Origin of the sequence: Bacillus pseudomycoides DSM 12442, from assembly GCF_000161455.1 — a bacterium.
Taxonomy (GTDB): Bacteria; Bacillota; Bacilli; order Bacillales; family Bacillaceae_G; genus Bacillus_A; species Bacillus_A pseudomycoides.
The window spans coordinates 209,147-230,871 of sequence record NZ_CM000745.1; the positions used below are offsets into that span (position 1 = coordinate 209,147).

16 protein-coding genes, 1 rRNA gene, 2 pseudogenes and 1 riboswitch are annotated in these 21,725 nt (G+C 37.8%); of the genes and pseudogenes, 2 read left to right on the plus strand and 17 right to left on the minus strand.

What is annotated here, in order from left to right; all coding sequences use genetic code 11:
• Window positions 1-528: 528 nt before the first annotated feature.
• From BPMYX0001_RS29180 to BPMYX0001_RS01225, 4 genes and pseudogenes are all read right to left on the minus strand, one after another.
• A pseudogene (locus tag BPMYX0001_RS29180) lies at window positions 529-2,013 on the minus strand (amino acid permease).
• A gap of 198 nt (window positions 2,014-2,211) precedes the next feature.
• Complete coding sequence (gene gcvPB, locus BPMYX0001_RS01215) at window positions 2,212-3,783, minus strand: aminomethyl-transferring glycine dehydrogenase subunit GcvPB (protein ID WP_087944634.1); 1,572 nt, start codon at window positions 3,781-3,783, stop codon at window positions 2,212-2,214.
• A gap of 29 nt (window positions 3,784-3,812) precedes the next feature.
• The gene (gene gcvPA, locus BPMYX0001_RS01220; RefSeq protein ID WP_006093193.1) at window positions 3,813-5,201 is read right to left on the minus strand and encodes an aminomethyl-transferring glycine dehydrogenase subunit GcvPA; all 1,389 of its coding nucleotides are present in this window, start codon (window positions 5,199-5,201) and stop codon (window positions 3,813-3,815) included.
• Window positions 5,202-5,231: 30 nt separating this feature from the next.
• Entirely contained in the window at window positions 5,232-6,008 is a 777-nt protein-coding gene (locus BPMYX0001_RS01225) for an SDR family NAD(P)-dependent oxidoreductase (RefSeq protein WP_006093195.1), read from the minus strand.
• Window positions 6,009-6,196: 188 nt separating this feature from the next.
• Here BPMYX0001_RS01225 and BPMYX0001_RS01230 point away from each other — a divergent pair, with 188 nt between their 5' ends.
• Window positions 6,197-7,603 (plus strand): sigma-54 interaction domain-containing protein, encoded by a 1,407-nt coding sequence (locus BPMYX0001_RS01230; protein ID WP_006093197.1) that lies wholly within the window; start codon window positions 6,197-6,199, stop codon window positions 7,601-7,603.
• Window positions 7,604-7,724: 121 nt separating this feature from the next.
• Here BPMYX0001_RS01230 and purD read toward each other — a convergent pair whose 3' ends face one another.
• The 12 genes from purD to purE all read right to left on the minus strand — a co-directional run bounded on the left by purD (window position 7,725) and on the right by purE (window position 20,678).
• On the minus strand, window positions 7,725-8,990 hold the full coding sequence (gene purD / locus BPMYX0001_RS01235; RefSeq protein WP_003194602.1) for a phosphoribosylamine--glycine ligase: 1,266 nt from the start codon (window positions 8,988-8,990) through the stop codon (window positions 7,725-7,727).
• 116 nt (window positions 8,991-9,106) lie between these two features.
• The gene (purH, locus tag BPMYX0001_RS01240) at window positions 9,107-10,642 is read right to left on the minus strand and encodes a bifunctional phosphoribosylaminoimidazolecarboxamide formyltransferase/IMP cyclohydrolase (RefSeq protein ID WP_003194601.1); all 1,536 of its coding nucleotides are present in this window, start codon (window positions 10,640-10,642) and stop codon (window positions 9,107-9,109) included.
• A 24-nt stretch (window positions 10,643-10,666) separates the two neighbouring features.
• Entirely contained in the window at window positions 10,667-11,254 is a 588-nt protein-coding gene (purN, locus tag BPMYX0001_RS01245; protein ID WP_033798565.1) for a phosphoribosylglycinamide formyltransferase, read from the minus strand.
• A complete protein-coding gene (gene purM / locus BPMYX0001_RS01250; RefSeq protein WP_003205715.1) occupies window positions 11,251-12,291 on the minus strand; it encodes a phosphoribosylformylglycinamidine cyclo-ligase in 1,041 nt (346 codons plus the stop codon). Before purM ends, purN begins: the two co-directional genes overlap by 4 nt.
• A 116-nt stretch (window positions 12,292-12,407) precedes the next feature.
• Window positions 12,408-13,823 (minus strand): amidophosphoribosyltransferase, encoded by a 1,416-nt coding sequence (gene purF / locus BPMYX0001_RS01255; protein WP_018766468.1) that lies wholly within the window; start codon window positions 13,821-13,823, stop codon window positions 12,408-12,410.
• Window positions 13,808-16,027 carry a phosphoribosylformylglycinamidine synthase II gene (gene purL / locus BPMYX0001_RS01260; RefSeq protein ID WP_033798566.1) on the minus strand — a complete coding sequence of 740 codons (2,220 nt, stop codon included), beginning with the start codon at window positions 16,025-16,027 and terminating at the stop codon, window positions 13,808-13,810. The genes purF and purL overlap by 16 nt, the downstream gene beginning before the upstream one ends.
• A complete protein-coding gene (purQ, locus tag BPMYX0001_RS01265; RefSeq protein ID WP_018766466.1) occupies window positions 16,011-16,694 on the minus strand; it encodes a phosphoribosylformylglycinamidine synthase subunit PurQ in 684 nt (227 codons plus the stop codon). Before purQ ends, purL begins: the two co-directional genes overlap by 17 nt.
• Window positions 16,691-16,945: a phosphoribosylformylglycinamidine synthase subunit PurS gene (purS, locus tag BPMYX0001_RS01270; protein WP_000278826.1), complete on the minus strand. Its 255-nt coding sequence runs from the start codon at window positions 16,943-16,945 to the stop codon at window positions 16,691-16,693. Before purS ends, purQ begins: the two co-directional genes overlap by 4 nt.
• Window positions 16,938-17,657 (minus strand): phosphoribosylaminoimidazolesuccinocarboxamide synthase, encoded by a 720-nt coding sequence (purC, locus tag BPMYX0001_RS01275; RefSeq protein ID WP_003194587.1) that lies wholly within the window; start codon window positions 17,655-17,657, stop codon window positions 16,938-16,940. Before purC ends, purS begins: the two co-directional genes overlap by 8 nt.
• Before the next feature lie 89 nt (window positions 17,658-17,746).
• A complete protein-coding gene (gene purB / locus BPMYX0001_RS01280; RefSeq protein ID WP_018783509.1) occupies window positions 17,747-19,048 on the minus strand; it encodes an adenylosuccinate lyase in 1,302 nt (433 codons plus the stop codon).
• Window positions 19,045-20,196, minus strand: coding sequence for a 5-(carboxyamino)imidazole ribonucleotide synthase (gene purK, locus BPMYX0001_RS01285; protein WP_018783508.1), 1,152 nt, complete (start codon window positions 20,194-20,196; stop codon window positions 19,045-19,047). Before purK ends, purB begins: the two co-directional genes overlap by 4 nt.
• Window positions 20,193-20,678, minus strand: coding sequence for a 5-(carboxyamino)imidazole ribonucleotide mutase (purE, locus tag BPMYX0001_RS01290; protein ID WP_006093209.1), 486 nt, complete (start codon window positions 20,676-20,678; stop codon window positions 20,193-20,195). The genes purK and purE overlap by 4 nt, the downstream gene beginning before the upstream one ends.
• 110 nt (window positions 20,679-20,788) lie before the next feature.
• A riboswitch (purine riboswitch) is annotated at window positions 20,789-20,890 on the minus strand.
• 421 nt (window positions 20,891-21,311) lie between these two features.
• Here purE and BPMYX0001_RS33730 point away from each other — a divergent pair.
• Window positions 21,312-21,556 (plus strand): annotated as a pseudogene (locus tag BPMYX0001_RS33730) (hypothetical protein).
• 43 nt (window positions 21,557-21,599) lie between these two features.
• Here BPMYX0001_RS33730 and rrf read toward each other — a convergent pair.
• A 5S ribosomal RNA gene (gene rrf / locus BPMYX0001_RS01295) occupies window positions 21,600-21,715 on the minus strand.
• Window positions 21,716-21,725 lie beyond the last annotated feature (10 nt).

Here is a 21,725-nt window from a genome sequence, read left to right on the forward strand (position 1 = left end):
GGCATGGGCGGTTTCCCTGGTATGGGTATGCGTGATTTCCCTGAAATGGGTATACCAGTATACTATTGATTTCTAATACTTTATAGCAAAAACAGATGACAATAGGTAAAACCCTCGCTTCAACCCATTAGGATCCTCTTACCTATTGCATCTATTAACTTGTACCAGTTTTTTCATAATGTTTATCAACAAATCAAATATAAAAAGACACTGAATAGTAAGCGTCAAATATTCCCCACCTACAATTTATAAATAAACCATGAGATAATCAAGCACTTCCACTTATTGGCGCTACGCTTACTTTAGTTATTTCTATTTTTCTATTGTTGATTGGCGAATTAAAATGCAAACAGATTGTAACTCCTTGAAACATTCAACATACAATATAATTTTTCCTATCTTTCTATCTAACTATATATGATGACAATCCAACCATACAAAAATGCACCCGCTAACTGCGGATGCGTAATATGAATAGAAATGAGATTCATATATTCTATTGTCTTAAAAATCAATTTAGAGGTTGTTTCACAAATCATCTCGGCTAAAGTCACACTCTTTTAACGGGACAACCTTCGTCTTTTTAATAAACTTATAACCTAACTAAAGAATAATAAACACCGGTACACTAATATACGATACAAGCATTCCATACCAGTTAATCGCCCCTCCAGAAACCACTTCACTTCCTTGTCCAATAATAACAATGATACATAATACTAACGTAAACAACGGACCAAAGGGATACCATTTCGCCTTAAATGTTAGTTCATTTAAGCTTCTCCCTTGTGCCACGTATGCTCTACGAAATCTATAATGACAGATTGCGATTCCAATCCATGTTAAAAACCCCGTTAACCCCGTCATATTAAGCAGCCATATATAAACAACGCCATCGCCAATGAATGATGATAAAAAGACAAGTAATCCAAAAATAATATTGGCATACAAAGCATAGGTAGGGACCCCTCTTCTATTTACCTTACGCAAAATTTTAGGCGCTTTTCCTTCTTGTGCAAGAGCCCAAAGCATGCGAGTAGAAGCATACATAGAAGAATTACAAGCTGAAAGCACAGAGGTTAAAATGACAGCATTCATTAATGATGCCGCAAATGCAAGTCCAGCTTTTTGAAAAACTAAAGTAAATGGGCTAATAGAAATATGATCCACATCCGATTTAAGAAGACTCGGGTCTGTATATGGAATAATAATCCCTATTACGGCTATAGCCAACACATAAAAAATTAACACCCTCCAAAAAACACTACGAATTGCCCGAGGAACATTCCGCTCTGGATCCTCACTTTCACCAGAAGCAATACCAACCATTTCTGTACCTTGAAAGGAGAAACCTGCAATCATAAAAACACCAACTATAGCCAAAAATCCTCCTTTGAAAGGAGCCTCACCTATCGTAAGATTATGAAACCCTACTGCCGGGCTAAAGAATATACCAAGTATCATGAAAATACCGATCACTAAAAATAGAATAATTGTAACGACCTTAATACCAGCAAACCAAAACTCCGATTCACCATACCCTCTAACAGACAGTACATTTAATAAAAATATAAGTGCCAAAAAAAGCATCCCCCATAGAACATCCGAGGATTCTGGCAACCAATATTTCATAACCAACGCACCTGCTGCCAACTCAGCCGGAATGGTTGTAGCCCAGCTTAACCAATAATTCCAACCAAGTGTAAATCCAAATGCCGGATCAACAAACCGAGTTCCGTATGTTTCAAATGAACCTGACGTTGGAAGATATGTTGCCATCTCACCAAGACTTGTCATTAAAAAATAAACCATACACCCAATAGCAAGGTACGCAACAAATGCCCCTCCTGGTCCCGCTTGACTAATCGTAGCACCGCTTGCAACAAATAATCCCGTACCAATTGCACCACCAATTGCAATCATAGATATATGTCGTGGCCTTAAGCCACGATTCAACTTCCCATCTATAGTAGATGGTGTTCCAATATTTGATTTTGTCTCTAAATTATCCATCGTCTCACCTCTCTCTTTGCAACGTTCCTAAAAAATAACCGATTCACTCTATGCAAAATCAAGTGATTCGTTTCAAAATATACAATGTCCCCTCTTTTTTATTCTGAACATTCTGACTATTTAACCTATAATAATAGAATTACAATGCTATAGAACGAAAGGCAATCAAAAACAATTCTGATTGCCTTCCCATTTTCTTCAAATCAATTCTAGTAACTGCACCTTCTTCTGATACGCTCTCCATGTAATACACCATTTTTTCGGATTATCGAGAAAATCCTGTTCATCTAATTTGTGAATCGTACTATTTTGCGGAGCGTTTTGAATGACTTTGGGATTTTCATAGGCTTCCTTAGAAATTTGTTCAAGGGCTGCTATATACTCATCTAAGTCAGTCTTAGAATAGCTCTCAGTCGGTTCAAGCGTGAACGGCTGGGGTACGATATATGGATGGTGACTCGTCCAGTAGTGTAAACCGAAATCTGTCATTCTTCTTTGAACATCTTCTGTCGTAATACCCGTTGCATTTTTCATCTCTTCCCAGCTATAGCGAACTTGCTCAAGGCGCTGTCCTTTTACATATGGAGCACTTGCACCACGAATCTTTTGTACTTTGTGATACATATAATTGTTATTTAATACAGCTGTTTTCGCCACTTCTTTTAATCCTTCTGGACCAAGGGCACGAATCCATGCATAAGACCTGAGAATTGTTTGTGCTACCCCATGAAAAGCGCGCACTTTTCCAATGGAATGTTTCAGATCATTGTTTAAATAATATTTTCCTTCATCGCATTCCACAATTGGTCCAGGTAAATATTCTTTTAGCTCTTTGCTCACTCCAAGTGCACCTGTTGCTGGTCCGCCACACATATGCGGAGCTGCAAATGTTTTGTGAAGATTAAAGAAACACATATCAAATCCTGCTTCTTTCGCCCGAGTAACCCCAAGAAGGCCATTTGCATTTGCTTGATCGTAGTAACAAATCCCACCAGCTTCATGAACAACCCTCGTAAACTCTTTAATCTTCGAATTAAAAATCCCTGTATCTTCAGGATTCGCTACAACAAATCCTGCTGTTCTTTCTGAAACAACAGCTTTTAACTTTTCAAGATCAGGAAATCCATCTTTATCGGGATGAAGCGTAATGATTTTAAAGCCTTTAACAGCTGCTGTAGCCGCTTGTGAAGGATGAGAAAAAATGGTTGTAATAATTTCGTTCCGTTTTTCTCCTTCTCCGCGAGATTCATGATATTTTCTTACAATAGAAGCCATAGCAAATAATGCTTGCGTACCACCACTTGGCTGAAATGAAAAATGATCCATACCAGATATTTCTCTCATACAAAGATCCAATTTATATATAATCTCTAGCATTCCTTGGACCGTACTTTCATCTTGAAGAGGATGCAGTTCCATTATTTTAGGATTTCGTACTAATAATTCATTAATTTTTGGGATATATTTCATCGTACAAGTCCCTTGCCCAATTTCAACGTTAAAATCGGATCCTAACGTCTCTTGTGAAAGTCTCACATAATGCCTTAACACACGCGCCTGACCGATTTCTGGAAGCCTCGCTCTTTCTTTTCTATACATAGAATGAGGAATCTTTGAAACTCCATCTCCAACTTCCTGCACAATCGTTTGATCCGCTGTCGGAACTTCTACTCCTCTTTCTCCTCGCTGATGAAGTTCAAAAATAATTGGTTCATTCCATTTTGCTTGATGAAAGTCACGAACTTTACTATCCCTTTTAATTTTCTTCATGAGTTCATTCTCCTTTCTGTTCATTTATTTTAATTCGTCACAATTTCTTGAAGGGCGGCAATTAACTGATCCAAATCTTCCTTCGTATGGACTTCTGTAACGCAATATAAAGCGCATTGACCAAATATAGGAAACTCTTTCGAAATATCCTTTCCTCCAAATACCTGTTTTTCTAGTAATTTCTTATTTATGATTTCGACTGATAAACCCGTCTCATTAAAATCGACAAGAAACTCTTTAAAAAATGGAGAACTTAATCTTGAACCTCTCACCCCAGGGATTTTGTTCAATTGTTTTACTGCATATTGACTATTTTGCATAATAGTTTGACCTAATTCATACATGCCATTCGGTCCAAGTAACGATAAATAAACCCCAGCTGTAATTCCCCATAACGCAGTTTGTGTACCAACTGATTCTTTTCCTTTTTCACGAAGGGCAAAAGATGTCCGATCATAAGCCACATCGCCAAAGCCATACTCCCCTTCTTTTACTGTTGGCACAATTCCAAATAGACGTGAAGGATATTCATTAATAAACTTTTCTTCATCCCTTGTAGCAATAAATCCCGCTTGTCCTCCACTATAGTTCATGTGCATACCAAGTGGCTGCAAATCACCACAAACAATATCCGCTTGATAGTGACTTGGCGGCGCCAACACTCCAAGTGAAATTGGATCAACACCAACTACTACTAGTGCATCATTCTGCTTCGCAATTTCCGCAATTTCCATACCTTGTGATTCAATAAACCCTAAATAGGAAGGATTTTCAAAATAAATGGCTGCCACATTAGAAGAAATCTTATTCTTTAAATCTTCTAAATCTAGAAGACCATTCTCAGCATCATAACTAACAAAAACAAATTCAAGATCTGGGGAGCCATAATTTTGAATAATTTTCATTCTTTCAGGTGATACGGTTTGCGCTACTAATACCTCTGTTCTTTTTGTAATACGAGCAGCCATTCGAATCGCTGTAGCTGCTGCTTGCCCCCAATCAAACGTCGGTACATTTACAACATCCATATCAACAAGTTCAGCTACTAGACTTTGATATTCAAATAACGCTTGGAATCTACCATGATCCTCGTAAGGTTCACCGGCATATGCCGTCAGAAATTCCGATCTTTGATTCACTTCATCGCAAACTGCTGGTACAAAATGCTGCCAGCAACCTGCTCCTAGAAAATTTAGATATTCACTTGTACTCGTGTTCTTACACAATATCCCTTCAATGTGGCGACGCAACTCGTATTCTGTAAGCGCCTTTGGTATGTTCATTTCCTCTTTCAACTTTAGTTCATCCGGTATACAAGCGTATAATTCCATCACTGATTCAGCGCCTATTTCTTTTAACATCTCTTCCTTTACTTCAGGTACCATATTTGGAATGTAAGGATGTACCTTTTTCGTCATCTTAATACCCCCTTATTAAAATTCTTTCAATTATGCTAAACCTCCACCATCAACAACAAGTTCCGTTCCTGTCACCCAAGATGACAAATCGCTAGCTAAAAATAAAACACCTTTTGCGATATCACGAGGCGTACCAATTCTTGATAGAGGTCGATCTGTTGCTGACTCTTTCAAAAATGTTCCCTCTTCCACATTTAATTGCTTCGCCTCGTCACGTAGTAACTGTGTATCTGTATCACCAGGACATATACAATTCACTCGAATATTTTGCGGACCATGATCAATTGCCATCGCCTTCGTTAAGTTCACAACACCGGCCTTTGCAGCACAATAAGCAGCTGCTTTATCGCCTCCTTTTAGCCCCCATCCGGAACCTGTATTGATAATACTCCCACCTTGCTTTTCAGCCATAATTGGAATGATATATTTAGATAATAGGTATACACCTTTTAATGAAACATTAATAACTGAATCCCACTCCCTTTCCTCTAATTCAACAACTGTTTTTCTTCTAATAATTCCCGCATTGTTAAACAACACATCTACACTTCCATATACCTGCCTAATATGTTCGCTAACATTCTTACAATCTAATTCACTTGTTACATCGCACTTCAAAAACTCTACTCGCTGTCCCTCATCTCGTAAACTCTGTGCAGCTTGCATACCCTTTTCTTCATCAATATCTAAAAGAATAACGGCAGCCCCTACTTCAGCAAAAATTGTTGCAGTCGCATACCCAATTCCTGATGCCGCCCCAGTTACAACCGCCACTTTATCCTTTAATTGAAAATAATCTCTTTCCATAAAAAAGCCCCCTTTATTTACATCTACTTTTTATTAAGCAAAAATCATGCCAATGTTATTGCATAGAAAATCCTTATCATAGCAAGCAATCTTAATACGATTGTTTGACATTTTTGACAAACGTTTGACACTTTTTCATTTTTCAGAATTATCATACAATGGTTGTATAATAGAAAGGAGGTTCTAAATTGTCTACAATCACAGCAATCACAAAAATTATTCATACCTTTTCCGAACTCTTACAAATAGAAATCGCCTATTTCAACCATGAAGGGCTATTAGTTTCTTCAACGGAAGAATATAAAAAGAAAAAAGGAGAACGTGTCTACCTCCCATTTTTCCAAAAACTATACGAGCATCCCATTACCTTTGTACATAAGCCAGGACATATGAATATGTGTCATGGTTGTCACTTTCAAAAGAGCTGTCCATCAACTGCAGAAATTATACAAAACATGATTCAAAATGAACGCCACTACGGTTATCTTTCATTCGTTAGTTTTTCAAAAAATAAACAACAGAAGTTAATCGACCAGCAAAAAGAATTTATCTATTGGATGGAAAAATTAAAAGGGATTATTACTGCTATCATTCATGAAACCAATTATTCCACTCCCACAATGGGCACGAAATTAAAACAAACTGAATATATCCTTGGGAACAGCCATACATTGCAAAACATAAAAGAAATCTTAAAAAATATGAAAAGTAGTACTTCCTCTATTGTTATTACTGGAGAAACAGGGACGGGAAAAAGCTTAATGGCAAAACTTATTCATGAACAGAGCATGTTCCAAAGAGGAGATTTCATTGAAATAAATTGTGCTAGTATTCCTGAATCTTTATTCGAAAGTGAACTCTTTGGCTATGAGGAAGGTGCATTTACGGGAGCAAGGAAAAAAGGAAAACCAGGTTACTTTGAAATGGCCGATCGAGGAACACTATTTTTAGATGAAATTGCCGATCTCCCTCTCCATTTACAACCAAAACTATTGAAAGTACTGCAAGATGGTGTTGTACAAAGAATTGGTGGAACACTTCCTAAAAAAGTGAATATCCGGATTATCGCTGCATCTAATCAATCATTAGAAAAATTGATGGAATCTAAACAATTCCGTTCCGATCTTTACTACAGACTAAATGTTATTCCTATCCATTTACCACCATTAAGAGAAAGAAAAGAAGACTTAAAAAAACTAGTTCCCTTCTTAATTGAAAAATTACAAACAAGAACAGGAAAATTCATTCAAACTTATACAGATGATTTTTTAGAAAAGTTAAAGCAATATCACTGGCCTGGGAACATTCGTGAACTAGAGAACATTTTAGAATACAGTATGAATATGGAAAAGAGTAGCCAATTAACCCAATCATCCTTACCGGGATTCCTACAACATAATATAACTCAACCACAGTCACCTTCAAAAGAATGCAGTACATTAAAAGAGGCCGAAAAAGAGAGTATTATTAAAAAGCTTCATTATTATGGATATGATTATGAAGGAAAAAAACAGGCTGCTGCTGATTTAGGAATTAGTGTTCGAACATTATACAGGAAGATGGAGAAGCTTGGGATTTCAGGATCAACTAGATAATATACTACTTTAATTATTAGGACTTGCTTTCTGCATACAAAATAAAGCAAACCACTTTTTATGTTTTGAACGAAAGTAAATACTAAACAAAAAAAGAAGCTAACATAAAACATGTTAGCTTCTAGCAATCTACCTTTGCAATTGCGCGGTATCCTATATCATTTCGATAAAATAACCCATCACTCTTAATTTTCGCGATTTCTTTATATACTTTATCTTTCGCTTCTTGTAAGTCTTTTGCTTTACAAGCAACAAATAGTACACGACCACCGTTTGTTACGAAATCTCCACGCTTCATAGCTGTACCTGCATGAAAAACAATTGCATCTTCTAATGTATCTAATCCGCGAATAATAGCGCCTTTTTCATATACTTCAGGATATCCTTTTGAAGCAAGTACTACACCAATAACCGCTTCTTCAGACCATTTAAGTACTAATTTTTCTCCATCTAAAACGCTATTACATACATCAACTAAATCATTGTCTAAACGAGGCAGTACAACTTCTGTTTCCGGATCTCCAAAACGAGCATTAAACTCAATTACTTTTGGGCCTTCGTTTGTTAAAATAAGACCTGCATATAAAATGCCTGTAAATGAACGGCCTTCTTTGATCATCGCTTGAGCGGTTGGATGTAAAACCGTTTCAATCGCTACTTCAACCGCTGATTCTGGAATTTGTGGTACTGGAGAATATGCACCCATTCCTCCTGTATTCGGTCCTTTATCACCATCAAAAGCGCGTTTATGATCTTGTGCAATTACCATTGGATAAACAGTTGTTCCATTTACGAATGCCATTAAAGAGAATTCCTGTCCATCTAAAAACTCTTCAATAACAACCTTTTTACTTGCTTCACCAAATTTCACATCTTGCAGCATTTCTTTTACAGCTTGTAATGCCTCTTCTAACGTCATTGCCACTGTTACACCTTTACCAGCTGCTAAACCGTCCGCTTTAATAACAATTGGTGCACCAATTTTTCGAATATACGCTACTGCTTCCTCATAGTTCGTGAACGTTTCATATGCTGCTGTTGGAATATCGTACTTTTTCATCAATTCTTTTGTAAAAGCTTTACTGCCCTCAATCACAGCCGCTGCTTTATTCGGACCAAAAACACGAAGTCCTTCTGCCTCAAAACGATCGACAATCCCATTCATAAGCGGAATTTCGGGACCGACGAATGTTAAACCTATATTGTTCTCTTTCGCAAACAGAACAAGTGCATCAAAATCATTTTCATCAATAGCAACTGGCGTTGCCACGTCTCTCATACCTTCATTTCCTGGTGCTACATATACCTTTTCCACTTGCTCAGACTGTGCAAACTTCCAAGCTAAAGCATGCTCACGTCCACCGCGGCCAATTACTAAAACATTCATATGTCATCCTCCAATATTCAAATAAGTACAAACCAGGAGCAATGCCCCTAGTTTGTTTCTATTCGTTCATGTTCAAAAAGAAGGTTATCTTGGCCGGACTTTTTAAACTTCCCCTATTAATGTTTGAAATGACGTACGCCAGTGAACACCATAGTAATGCCAAACTCATCAGCTTTTTTAATAGAATCTTCATCACGAATCGATCCGCCTGGTTGAATGATTGCTGTAATCCCTGCTTTAGCAGCCTCTTCTACTGTATCTGGCATTGGGAAAAATGCATCAGATGCAAGCGCACTACCTTGTGCTTTATCAGCAGCTTGTGTAATAGCAATTTTCGCTGAGCCAACGCGGTTCATTTGTCCAGCTCCAACTCCAATTGTCATATTATCTTTTGCTAAAACAATTGCATTTGATTTTACGTGTTTGACAACTTTCCAAGCTAGTTTTAAATCGGCCCATTCTTGCTCTGTTGGTTCACGTTTTGTTGGAACTGTAATTGCATCTTCATCTAGCGCTAGCGTATCTTCTTCTTGAACAAGAAGGCCACCTTGTACAGAAGTTAATTTTTTACTTGCATTTACTGCTTTTTCAATATTTACAGTTAAAAGGCGTAAGTTTTTCTTACTTTGCAACACTTCTAATGCTTCCTCTGAGAAGGAAGGTGCAATAATAATTTCTAAGAAAATTTCATGTAATTTTTCTGCTGTAGCTTTATCAATTTCACGGTTCGCTGCAATAATGCCGCCAAAGATTGATACTGGATCTGCTTCGTAAGCACGTGTATATGCTTCATGAATATCAGTACCAACACCAACTCCGCATGGATTCATATGTTTTACTGCTACCACTGCTGGTTCTGTAAATTCTTTCACGATGCTAAGCGCTGCATCTGCGTCATTGATATTGTTGTAAGATAGCTCTTTTCCATGTAACTGCTCTGCATATGCAACAGAAGAAGTTGCTGCAAATGGTGCTTTATAGAATGTTGCTTTTTGATGTGGGTTTTCTCCGTAACGTAAATCTTGGTTTTTCTCGAATGTTACCGTTAATGTTTCTGGACTTTCTTCTCCCATTTGTTCAGTTAAATAGTTTGAAATTAATGCATCATATGCCGCTGTATGGCGGAATACTTTTGCTGCTAATTTACGTTTTGTTTCGTCTGTAACTTCACCGTTTTCTTTTAACTCAGCTAGTACAACATCATAATCTGTTGGATCAACGATTACTGATACAAATTTATGATTTTTCGCAGCTGAACGAATCATTGTTGGACCACCGATATCAATATTTTCAATTGCATCAGCAAATGTCACATCAGGTTTAGCAACTGTTTCTTTAAATGGGTATAAGTTTACAACAACAAAGTCGATTGGCTGAATGCCTAATTCATTCATCTGCGCCACATGCGTTTCATTATCACGTACTGCAAGTAAACCACCATGGATGTTTGGATGTAATGTTTTTACACGTCCGTCCATAATTTCTGGGAAACCTGTTACTTCAGAAATCCCGATGACTTGTAAGCCGTTTTCTTCTAATAATCTTTTCGTTCCGCCTGTTGAAATAACTTCAATCCCTTGTTCAAGTAATCCTTTAACAAATTCTACAACCCCTGTTTTATTCGAAACACTTACTAATGCACGCTTTTTCATTTATCCTTCACCCCTAGTTGAATGTTATTTAACAGTTGGCTCTTCTATAAATTGAACGATTTCGTTCACCGTATCTACGTACAATCTATGTTCAACTTGCTGAATTTTCTTTTGTAAACTCTCTCTCGTATCCGTTTCAGAAACTGTTACTGCTTCTTGTGCGATAATTGGTCCTGTATCCATCCCTGCATCTACATAATGAATTGTCACACCAGTTACTTTCACACCCGCTTCTAATGCTTGACCAACAGCATCTTTCCCTGGAAAACTCGGTAATAATGATGGATGAATGTTAATGATTTTCCCACCATAGGCTTCTAATAATGTTGACCCGATAAGACGCATATATCCTGCCAAAATAACACAATCAATCTCGTATTCTCGCAGTTTTTTTAATATCTCATTTTCAAATGCTTCTTTTGATTCATATTCTTTCGCTGAAAAAGCAAAGCATGGAACATGATGATAATACGCTCGTCCGATAACACGTGCCTCAGGTTGATCACATACTAGCAAACTAATTTCAGCATGTAATCTTTTTTCTTCCACTGCATTAATTAGTGCTTGGAAGTTAGAGCCGCTTCCAGAGGCAAAGACTGCCAATCTACTCATAGTTCTGCGCCTCCATTAAAAGTAACACCTGATCCTTTTACAGTACGTCCAATAATATGTGCTTTTTCTCCTTGTTCTGCAAGAAGTTGAACAACAGCTTTTGCATCTTCTTCTTTTACTGCAACTACCATACCAATACCCATGTTAAAAATATTGAACATTTCTTTTTCTTCTAATTTTCCAACCTCTTGAAGCAAGCTAAAAATCGGTTGAATTTGCCAAGAACCTAGTTCAATTTCTGCACCGATTCCTTCCGGCAACATACGTGGAATATTTTCAATAAAGCCGCCACCTGTAATATGTGCCATGCCATACACTTCATACTTTTTCAATAGTTCTAAAATAGGTTTGACATAAATTTTCGTTGGTTTTAATAGTTCTTCACCAAGAGGTAGTTCTAAGCGACCCTGTATACGATCTAAAGATAGCTGTCCGTCTTCCAATAACACTTTTCGTACTAAAGAATACCCGTTACTATGAATACCACTAGATGCTAAACCAATTAATACATGACCAGCTTCAATAGACTGACCTGTTACAATTTTCTTTTTATCAACAATTCCAACAGTAAAACCAGCTAAGTCATACTCTTCAGTGGAATACATACCTGGCATCTCAGCTGTCTCTCCACCAATTAATGCACAACCCGCTTGGCGACAACCTTCTGATATACCTTTGACGATGTTTTCAATTTTACTAGGTTCTGCTTTACCGCAAGCAATGTAATCAAGGAAGAAAAGCGGTTCTGCCCCTTGGACAACAATATCATTTACACACATCGCTACTGCATCAATACCAATTGTGTCATGTTTATCCATCATAAAAGCGAGCATTAATTTTGTACCCACGCCGTCTGTTCCAGATACTAATACAGGTTCTTCTAATGCAAATTTTGATAGATCAAACATACCTCCAAAACCGCCAAGACCGCCTAGTACTTCTTTTCTCATTGTTGTTTGTACGTGTTTTTTCATGCGAGATACCGCTTCATATCCAGCTTCAATATCTACTCCTGCTTGCTTATATGCATTCGCCATCGTTTTTTACACCTCGTCTTTTAATTTCTCCCACCCAAGCGGGCACTCTCTTTATAGAGTATGTTTTAGGAAAAAGCTAGCTTCTACTTAAAATGAAGTAGAAGCTTCTCGCCTTTTTATTTCATACTTTCTAAAAGCTCTTGCTCATAATCATAAAGAGCTGTTGGATAATCTCCATTAAAGTAAGCCATACATAAGCCGCCGTATTTCCCTTCATATGGACGTCCAATTGCATCTACTAAGCCATCTTCACTTAAAAATGTTAAAGAATCTGCACCGATGATTTGACGTATTTCTTCTACAGAGTTATTTGCTGCAATTAATTCTTTTCTCGTTTGAATATCAATTCCATAGAAACATGGATACTTAAGTGGCGGAGAAGCAATTCTCACATGTACTTCTGTCGCTCCTGCCTCACGAAGCATGCGCACAATACGTTTACTTGTTGTTCCTCGTACAATGGAATCGTCAATCATTACAACACGCTTTCCTTCAACCACGCCTCGTACTGCTGAAAGCTTCATTTTTACCCCTTGCTCACGCAATTCTTGAGAAGGTTGGATAAAGGTACGACCAACGTAACGATTTTTAATTAATCCTAATTCGTATGGAATTCCTGTTGCTTCTGCATAACCGATCGCTGCCGAAATACTAGAGTCTGGAACACCTGTTACAACATCTGCTTCAATTGGAGCTTCCATCGCTAAACGTTTTCCCATATTTTTACGTGCTGCATGAACGTTAATGCCAGCAATATTAGAATCTGGACGAGCAAAGTAAATGTATTCCATACTACAAATTGCATGATCTACTTCGTTTGTAAAACGATCTACTTGAATACCCTCGTCATTAATGATAAGTAGTTCTCCAGGTTCTACATCACGAATGTATGTTGCACCAACTACATCAAAAGCACATGTTTCAGATGCTACGACATACGCATCCCCCATTTTCCCAATTGAAAGTGGTCGGAATCCATTCGGATCTAGTGCAACAATCATTTCGTTTCCTGTTAGTAAAAGATACGCAAATGCGCCTTTTACTTTGTTCAATGCATCTTTTACGCTCTCGATTAGTGAACCTTTTGTATTACGTTTAATTAAATGAAGCAGTACTTCTGTATCTGAACTTGTTTGAAAAATACTTCCTTCTGCCTCTAATTCACGGCGAAGCATTTTTGCGTTAATTAAATTTCCGTTGTGAGCTAACGCCATACTATGATCAGAGAAACGGAATAGTAATGGTTGCACATTTGCTACTTCACTTCCGCCTGCTGTCGCATAGCGCACGTGTCCAATTGCTGATTTTCCATTTAAGCCTTCTAGTTCACCTCTTGAAAACACTTCTGATACTAAACCTAACCCCTTATGGCCAACAATTTTCTCCCCGTTATTGACAACAATGCCCGCGCCTTCTTGCCCACGGTGCTGCAAACTATGCAATCCGTAGTACGTAACTTGTGCTGCATTTTCATGCCCCCAAATTCCGAAAACGCCACATTCTTCATTTAACCCCTTTATTTCAGCAAGCATGGGATTGCCCCTTTCCAAGCCTTTCTCATTTCATCAACATTTGCTATAAGTAATACTTCATTTTCTTCATTATGAATTGTTACTTCATTTGTATTTGTGACTTCTCCAACTTGAATTGCTTCTACTGATTTCTCAAACGCTTCTTGTTGTTCACGTTTTACTGTTACGACAAAGCGTGATTGTGATTCCGAGAATAATGCCGCTGTTGCTTCCCCATCTAATTTCACAGTAGCACCTAAGTGTTTCGCACCAATTGCACTTTCAGCAATCGCAACTGCTAATCCTCCTTCTGCAACGTCATGTGCAGATTGAACAAGTCCCGCTTGAATAGCTTCTAGTAATTGTTTTTGGCGTTTTAATTCTACTTCTAAATCGATGCTTGGTGATTGACCAAAGATTTTACCGTATACCATCTTTTGCAATTCACTTCCACCAAACTCAGCTTTTGTTTCACCAATTACATAAATAAGATCGCCAGCTTGCTTAAACTCTTGTGTTGTTACATGTTTTAAGTCATGAACAAGACCTACCATACCAACAGTCGGTGTTGGATATACAGCTTCACCGCTACGTTCATTGTACATTGATACGTTTCCGCCGATAACTGGAGTTTGTAATGTGCGACAAGCTTCACTCATACCATCTACTGACTTCTCAATTTGCCAGAAAATCTCTGGTTTTTCTGGGTTACCAAAGTTCAAGCAATCTGTAATTGCAAGTGGTTCTCCACCAGAACATACGATATTACGTGCAGCTTCTGCTACTGCAATTTTACCGCCCATTTCAGGATCTAAGTAAATGTAGCGAGAGTTACAGTCTGTTGTCATTGCTAATGCTTTCTCTGTACCACGTACACGTACAACTGCCGCATCTGATCCTGGTGTAACAACTGTGCTTGTGCGCACTTGATAATCGTACTGATCATATACCCACTCTTTACTTGCAATCGTTGGTTGTTGTAATAGAGCTAGTAATGTCCCTTTATAGTTATCTACTTTTGGTGTTTCCATCTTCATTTCTTGGAACTCTTTAAAGTACGCTGCTTCTTTTGAAGGCTTATGATAAATTGGTGCTTCTTCTGCTAATGCATCTGCTGGAACTTCCGCTACCATTTCACCTTTATGGAATAATCGAAGCATTTTATCTTCAGTTACTTTCCCCATCGTAACTGCCGCAAGTCCGTACTTTTCAAATAAATCTACAATTTCTTGTTCTCTACCTTTTTTTACCACAATCAACATACGTTCTTGTGATTCAGATAACATCATTTCATATGGTGTCATACCTGTTTCACGTTGTGGTACATCGTCTAAGTACATTTCAATACCCATTCCTGCTTTACTTGCCATTTCTGCAGAAGATGATGTTAAACCGGCAGCTCCCATATCTTGAATTCCGACAAGAGCATCAGATTGGATCAGCTCTAGGCATGCTTCAATAAGAAGTTTCTCCATAAATGGATCGCCTACTTGTACTGCTGGACGTTTTGCTTCTGAACTCTCAGATAGTTCTTCCGATGCGAAAGTTGCACCGTGAATACCGTCGCGTCCTGTTGAAGCACCTACGTACATAACCGTATTACCAGCACCGTGCGCTTGCCCTTTTTTAATATCTTCATGATTAATTAAACCAACGCACATTGCATTTACAAGCGGGTTGCCTTCATAACATGGATCAAACTGTACTTCTCCGCCCACAGTTGGAATACCGATGCAGTTACCATATCCTGCAATCCCTGCAACTACTTCTTCAAATAAATATTTTACGCGTGGTGATTGTAGTTCACCGAAGCGAAGTGAGTTTAATAATGCTACTGGACGTGCTCCCATAGAGAATACATCGCGAATAATACCACCAACACCCGTTGCCGCGCCTTGATATGGCTCAATTGCTGAAGGGTGATTATGACTTTCCATTTTAAATACAACCGCTTGGTTATCACCGATATCTACAATCCCTGCACCTTCTCCAGGTCCTTGTAGTACACGCTCTCCTGTTGTTGGAAACTTACGAAGAACTGGTTTTGAGTTTTTATAACTACAGTGCTCTGACCACATAACAGAGAAAAGACCTGTTTCTGTGTAGTTCGGCAAACGACCTAAAATCTTTTCAACCATGGCAAACTCTTCGTCTGTTAGCCCCATTTCCGCATATATACGTTCTTCTTTAATTTGTGTTGGATTTGGTTCAAGCATTAACGACATATGTTTCCCTCCAATGTTTCAAAATAGATTGAAAGACTTTTAAACCTTCAGCGCCGCCAAGCAATTCACTCACAGCACGCTCTGGATGTGGCATCATGCCAAGTACATTTCCTTTTTCATTTACAATACCTGCAATATCTGAAACGCTTCCGTTTGGATTGTCTACATAACGGAATGCAATTTGGTTCTTTTCTTCTAATTCTTTAAGAGTTGCTTCATCGCAGTAGTAATTTCCTTCGCCATGTGCGATTGGAATATCGATTACTTCACCCTGTTTATATTGCGACGTAAACATTGTTTCATTATTTTCCACACGTAACTGAACTGTACGGCACATAAACTTCAAGTTTTCATTTCGCATTAATGCACCTGGTAGTAATCCTGATTCAACTAAAATTTGGAATCCATTACATACACCTAAAATCGGCTTTCCTTGCTCAGCAGCTTTTTGCACTGCCTTCATTGCATTTGCAAAGCGAGAAATGGCACCACAGCGAAGATAATCACCGTAAGAGAATCCACCTGGTAAAAGAATTGCATCATACTCATCTAAATTCTCTGCATCATGCCAAACGTAGTCTACCTCTTCACCAAGCTCATCCTTAATTGCATGAAACATATCAACATCACAGTTCGAACCTGGAAAAACGATTACGGCAAATTTCACTGTGCGACAACCTCCTCAACTTCGTAACGGAAATCTTCCATTACAACGTTCGCTAATAGTTTTTCACACATTTCTTTTACCTTGCTATCCAGATCAGTTACTGATTTATCGATTGTTAACTCCATATATTTACCAATGCGGACATCTTGTACTTCTGTAAAGGAAAGACTGTGAAGAGCACCTTTCACTGCTGTTCCTTGTGGATCTAATACGCTCTCTCTTAATGTTACATATACCTTAACTTTATACATGTGAAGCTCCCCCTAAACGTTTTAAAATTTCTTCATATGCCTCTGTTAAATTGCCTAAATCACGGCGGAATACATCTTTATCAAATTTCTCATTGCTCTCTTCATCCCATAAACGGCAAGTATCTGGTGAAATTTCATCTGCTAATACGATTTCGCCTTCTTCTGTTACACCAAACTCTAATTTAAAATCTACTAATCTTACACGACAGCTTGCGAAGTGCTCAATCAATACTTGATTGATTTGTAGAGCTTTTTCTCTTAATGTACTTACTTGCTCTGGCGTTGCAACGTTTAATACGCGAATATGATCTTCTGTTACAAGCGGATCTCCTAAATCATCATCTTTGTAGTAAAATTCTACGATTGGTGCTGCAAGTACAGTTCCTTCTTCCATTCCTAATCGTTTTGAAAGACTTCCTGCAATTACGTTTCTTGTGACAACCTCTAATGGAATAATACTTACTTTTTTCACAAGCTGTTCTGTATCTGACAGCTTCTCAACAAAATGTGTTTTAATTCCCACTTCTTGTAACTTTCTGAATAAAAGAGTTGTAATCTCATTGTTCAGACGACCTTTTCCTGTAATTGTCGCTTTTTTCTCCCCATTGAAAGCAGTAGCACTATCTTTGTACTCTACCCAAACCATATCTGCTGCTTCTGTACGATAAATTCTTTTTGCCTTACCTTCATACAGCAATTCTAGCTTTTGCATTTCGCAAGCCCCCTGTAGTTTGAAAAATATGAATAATTTTTTTATAAAGAATGGCACAGAATGACTCTATTCTGTGCCATATAAAATTATCAGTTTAATCCAAGACGTTCAAAGATTGTATCAACGTGTTGTAAGTGATGCTCGTAGTTAAAGCATTCGTTGATTTCTTCTTGTGTTAATTTGCTTGTAATACGCTCATCTGCTTCTACAAGCTCCTTAAATTGTACTTGTGTCTCCCAAGCTTCCATCGCTTTAGGCTGTACGATATCGTAAGCTTCTTCACGTACCATACCTTTGTCGATTAGTGTAAGCATTACACGTTGAGAGTAAATTAAACCGTATGTTCTTTGCATATTGCGCTTCATGTTCTCTGGGAATACCGTTAAGTTTTTCACGATATTACCAAAGCGATTTAACATGTAGTTTAATGCGATTGTTGCATCTGGTAAGATAATACGTTCCGCAGAAGAATGTGAAATATCACGTTCATGCCATAATGGAACATTCTCGTAAGATGTCATCATATAACCACGGATAACACGAGCTAAACCAGTCATATTTTCAGAACCGATTGGATTTCGTTTATGTGGCATTGCAGAAGAACCTTTTTGTCCTTTCGCAAATGACTCTTCCACTTCACGTGTTTCACTCTTTTGTAAACCACGAATTTCGACTGCCATTTTCTCAATAGATGTTGCGATTAATGCAAGTGTTGACATGTAATGTGCATGACGATCACGTTGCAATGTTTGTGTTGAAATCGGAGCTGCTTCTAACCCTAAGTTTTCACAAACATATTTTTCTACGAATGGATTAATGTTCGCGTATGTACCAACTGCACCAGACAATTTACCAACGCGAACTGTATCAGCTGCTTGTTTGAAACGTTCTAAGTTACGTTTCATTTCTTCATACCAAAGACCAAGTTTTAAACCAAATGTTGTTGGTTCTGCATGAACACCGTGTGTTCTTCCCATCATAATTGTGTACTTATGCTCTTTTGCTTTGTTAGCTAAAATAGTAATGAAATTTTCTAAGTCGTTTAGTAGAATTTCATTTGCTTGTTTTAAGATATAAGATAAAGCTGTATCTACTACGTCTGTAGATGTTAAACCGTAATGTACCCATTTGCGTTCTTCACCTAATGCTGGTGTTTCTGATACAGCACGAGTGAAAGCAACTACATCATGACGTGTTTCTTTTTCAATCTCATAAATACGCTCCATATCGAATGATGCATGTTCACGAATTTTTTTCACATCTTCTTTTGGGATATCACCAAGTTCGGCCCATGCTTCACATGCTAAAATCTCAACTTCTAACCACGCTTTAAATTTGTTCTCTTCCGTCCAAATCGCACCCATTTCAGGGCGTGTATAACGACTAATCATCTTTTTCCCTCCAAAAGTTGTTCTTGATGGTCCCAAATATGCAATTCTTGCGCTTTGTCTAAAGCATCTTCAACATTTTCATTTAAAATATTTACATGCCCCATTTTACGCTGCAGCTTTGCTTCTTCTTTTCCATACAAGTGTAAATAGCACCCGGTTAATCTATTCACTTGCTTTAGGACCCCTTCTATATGTTCGCCTAAAATGTTTACCATGACAACTGGTTTTAACAAATTTGTTTCTCCTAGAGGTAAATTACAGATTGCTCGAATATGTTGCCCAAATTGACTCGTTTCGCATGCATCAATTGTATAATGTCCTGAATTGTGAGGTCTTGGTGCTAATTCATTAATATAAATCTCATCATCTGCCGTAGCAAACATCTCTACCGCTAGTGTTCCCACAAGCTGCAGTTCATCCGCTAGTACCTGTGCATATTCAATTCCTTTTTGTGAAAGCTCTTCTGTAATACGAGCTGGTACGATGGATTCATGTAAGATGTTATTAACGTGAATATTTTCAGCTACTGGAAATACCTTCGTTTCACCACTTACGCTACGAGTTACAATAACTGATATTTCTTTTTCAAATGGCACCCATTTTTCAAGAATACATTCAGCTTGACTGGCAAGCTCCCATGCTCTTACAACATCCGTCTCACTTCTTAAAACAACTTGCCCTTTTCCGTCATATCCTCCTGTTGTTGTTTTTAACACACAAGGAAAGGAAAGTTCCGTAATTGCTTCTAAAAGTTCATCTTGCTTCTTCACAAGTCTATATGGTGCTACTGGTAAACCAGCCTTTACGATTGCATTCTTTTCTGTAAAACGATTTTGCGTTTTGTTTAATAACTGACTGCCTTGTGGTAAATACGCATGTTTTTCAAGCCATTGTAAACATCTATAATCAATATTCTCAAATTCATATGTGACAACATCGCTTATTTCCGCTAAATGCTGAATCGCTTTCAAATCATCATAAGATGCAACAATTTCAATATCAGCAACTTGTGCACATGGTGAATGCTTTGCCGGATCTAGTACAGCAATTTTATAACCCATTTCCTTCGCTGCTAGCGCCATCATTCTTCCAAGCTGGCCACCACCAATAATGCCAATTGTTTTTCCCGGTAAAATGATTCTTGTCATACCAACTCACTACCTTCACGCACATTTTTCTCAATTGCTTCTCGTCTCAGTTCTAATGCATCATGTATGTCATCATGAAATGATCCAAGTATTTGTGCAGCAAGTAGTCCTGCGTTTGTTGAACCAGCCTTACCAATCGCAACAGTCGCAACTGGAACCCCTCCTGGCATTTGAACGATAGACAGTAAAGAATCTAAACCATTTAACGCTTTTGATTGAACAGGAACACCGATTACAGGAAGATTTGTCTTCGCCGCAACCATCCCTGGTAAATGAGCGGCTCCTCCAGCTCCAGCAATAATAACTTTTAACCCACGTTCACGAGCTGTTTCTGCATATTCAAACATATAATCTGGAGTCCGATGAGCGGATACAACTTTCTTCTCATACGGAATGTGTAATTCATCTAAAATGTCACAAGCATATTTCATTGTTTCCCAGTCTGACGTGCTTCCCATTATGATTCCAACTAGTGATTTCATATTAGAATCCCCCCGATTCAAATAAAAAAAGCCTGAAATAGAACAGTTTCTCTTTTACTATGAGAGAAAGCGCTCTACTCAGGCATACGTATCCCTTGTGAATAGAAAAATACCGAGTGACTTTCCCCCATAGTCTAACGAATAACGGTCGTTAGGTAGAGACTTGCAGGCCATATCCCCGCGATTATATGAGGTGCGATATAATATTGTTTCTATGGATATATTAACAACATTTCATAAGCCATGTCAACAAATAATCGAATGTTTTTTTATTAGTTATTGATATCGTTCGTGTTTTAGTTATATTCAAAAGAAGAAGTGAAAATATATGCAAGTGGGAAAGGGAATTAGGATAGGCGTATAAGATGCAATCATATGAAGATCTAGCCGTGTAGCGATAAAATACCTTAACCAGGATTTAATTGAATTTCATTTTCTAAATTTATCACAATAACAGTTATTTATTTTCAAATTCATACCATGTATAACCTTAGCATAAGAAGAAGTAATCAAATTAAGGTTTAAGTAATATCATTTTTTGTATATTTAAGTGAAGCTCATGATACTATTACTATAAGTTCACACTAATTTATAGGTGGATTAATTATGCAGAACCTTAATATATGATCATATTTGTTTTTTTTCATCGCAGTAACTGGTGCAATTATTGAATCTTCCTTTATAACATCTCACTTTTTCTACTATCATTACTTCAAACCTATACTGCTTATAGAAATAATTAGTCCCATTATCGGAACTATTCTAGGTTCGTTCGGAAAACCTGGAAAACCAAAACAAATCACTATTATTTTAAACAGCCTCTTCTTTTTTCTTTTTTAGCATTACTAAATTTATGGATTACTACATTTGGCAAATAAAAATGTATACAAAAAAACCTAAGTCGAAACGACTTAGGTTTTTGCTTGGCGACGTCCTACTCTCACAGGGACAAGGTCCCAACTACCATCGGCGCTAGAGAGCTTAACTTCCGTGTTCGGTATGGGAACGGGTGTGACCTCTCTGCCATCATCACCAAACTATGAAGGC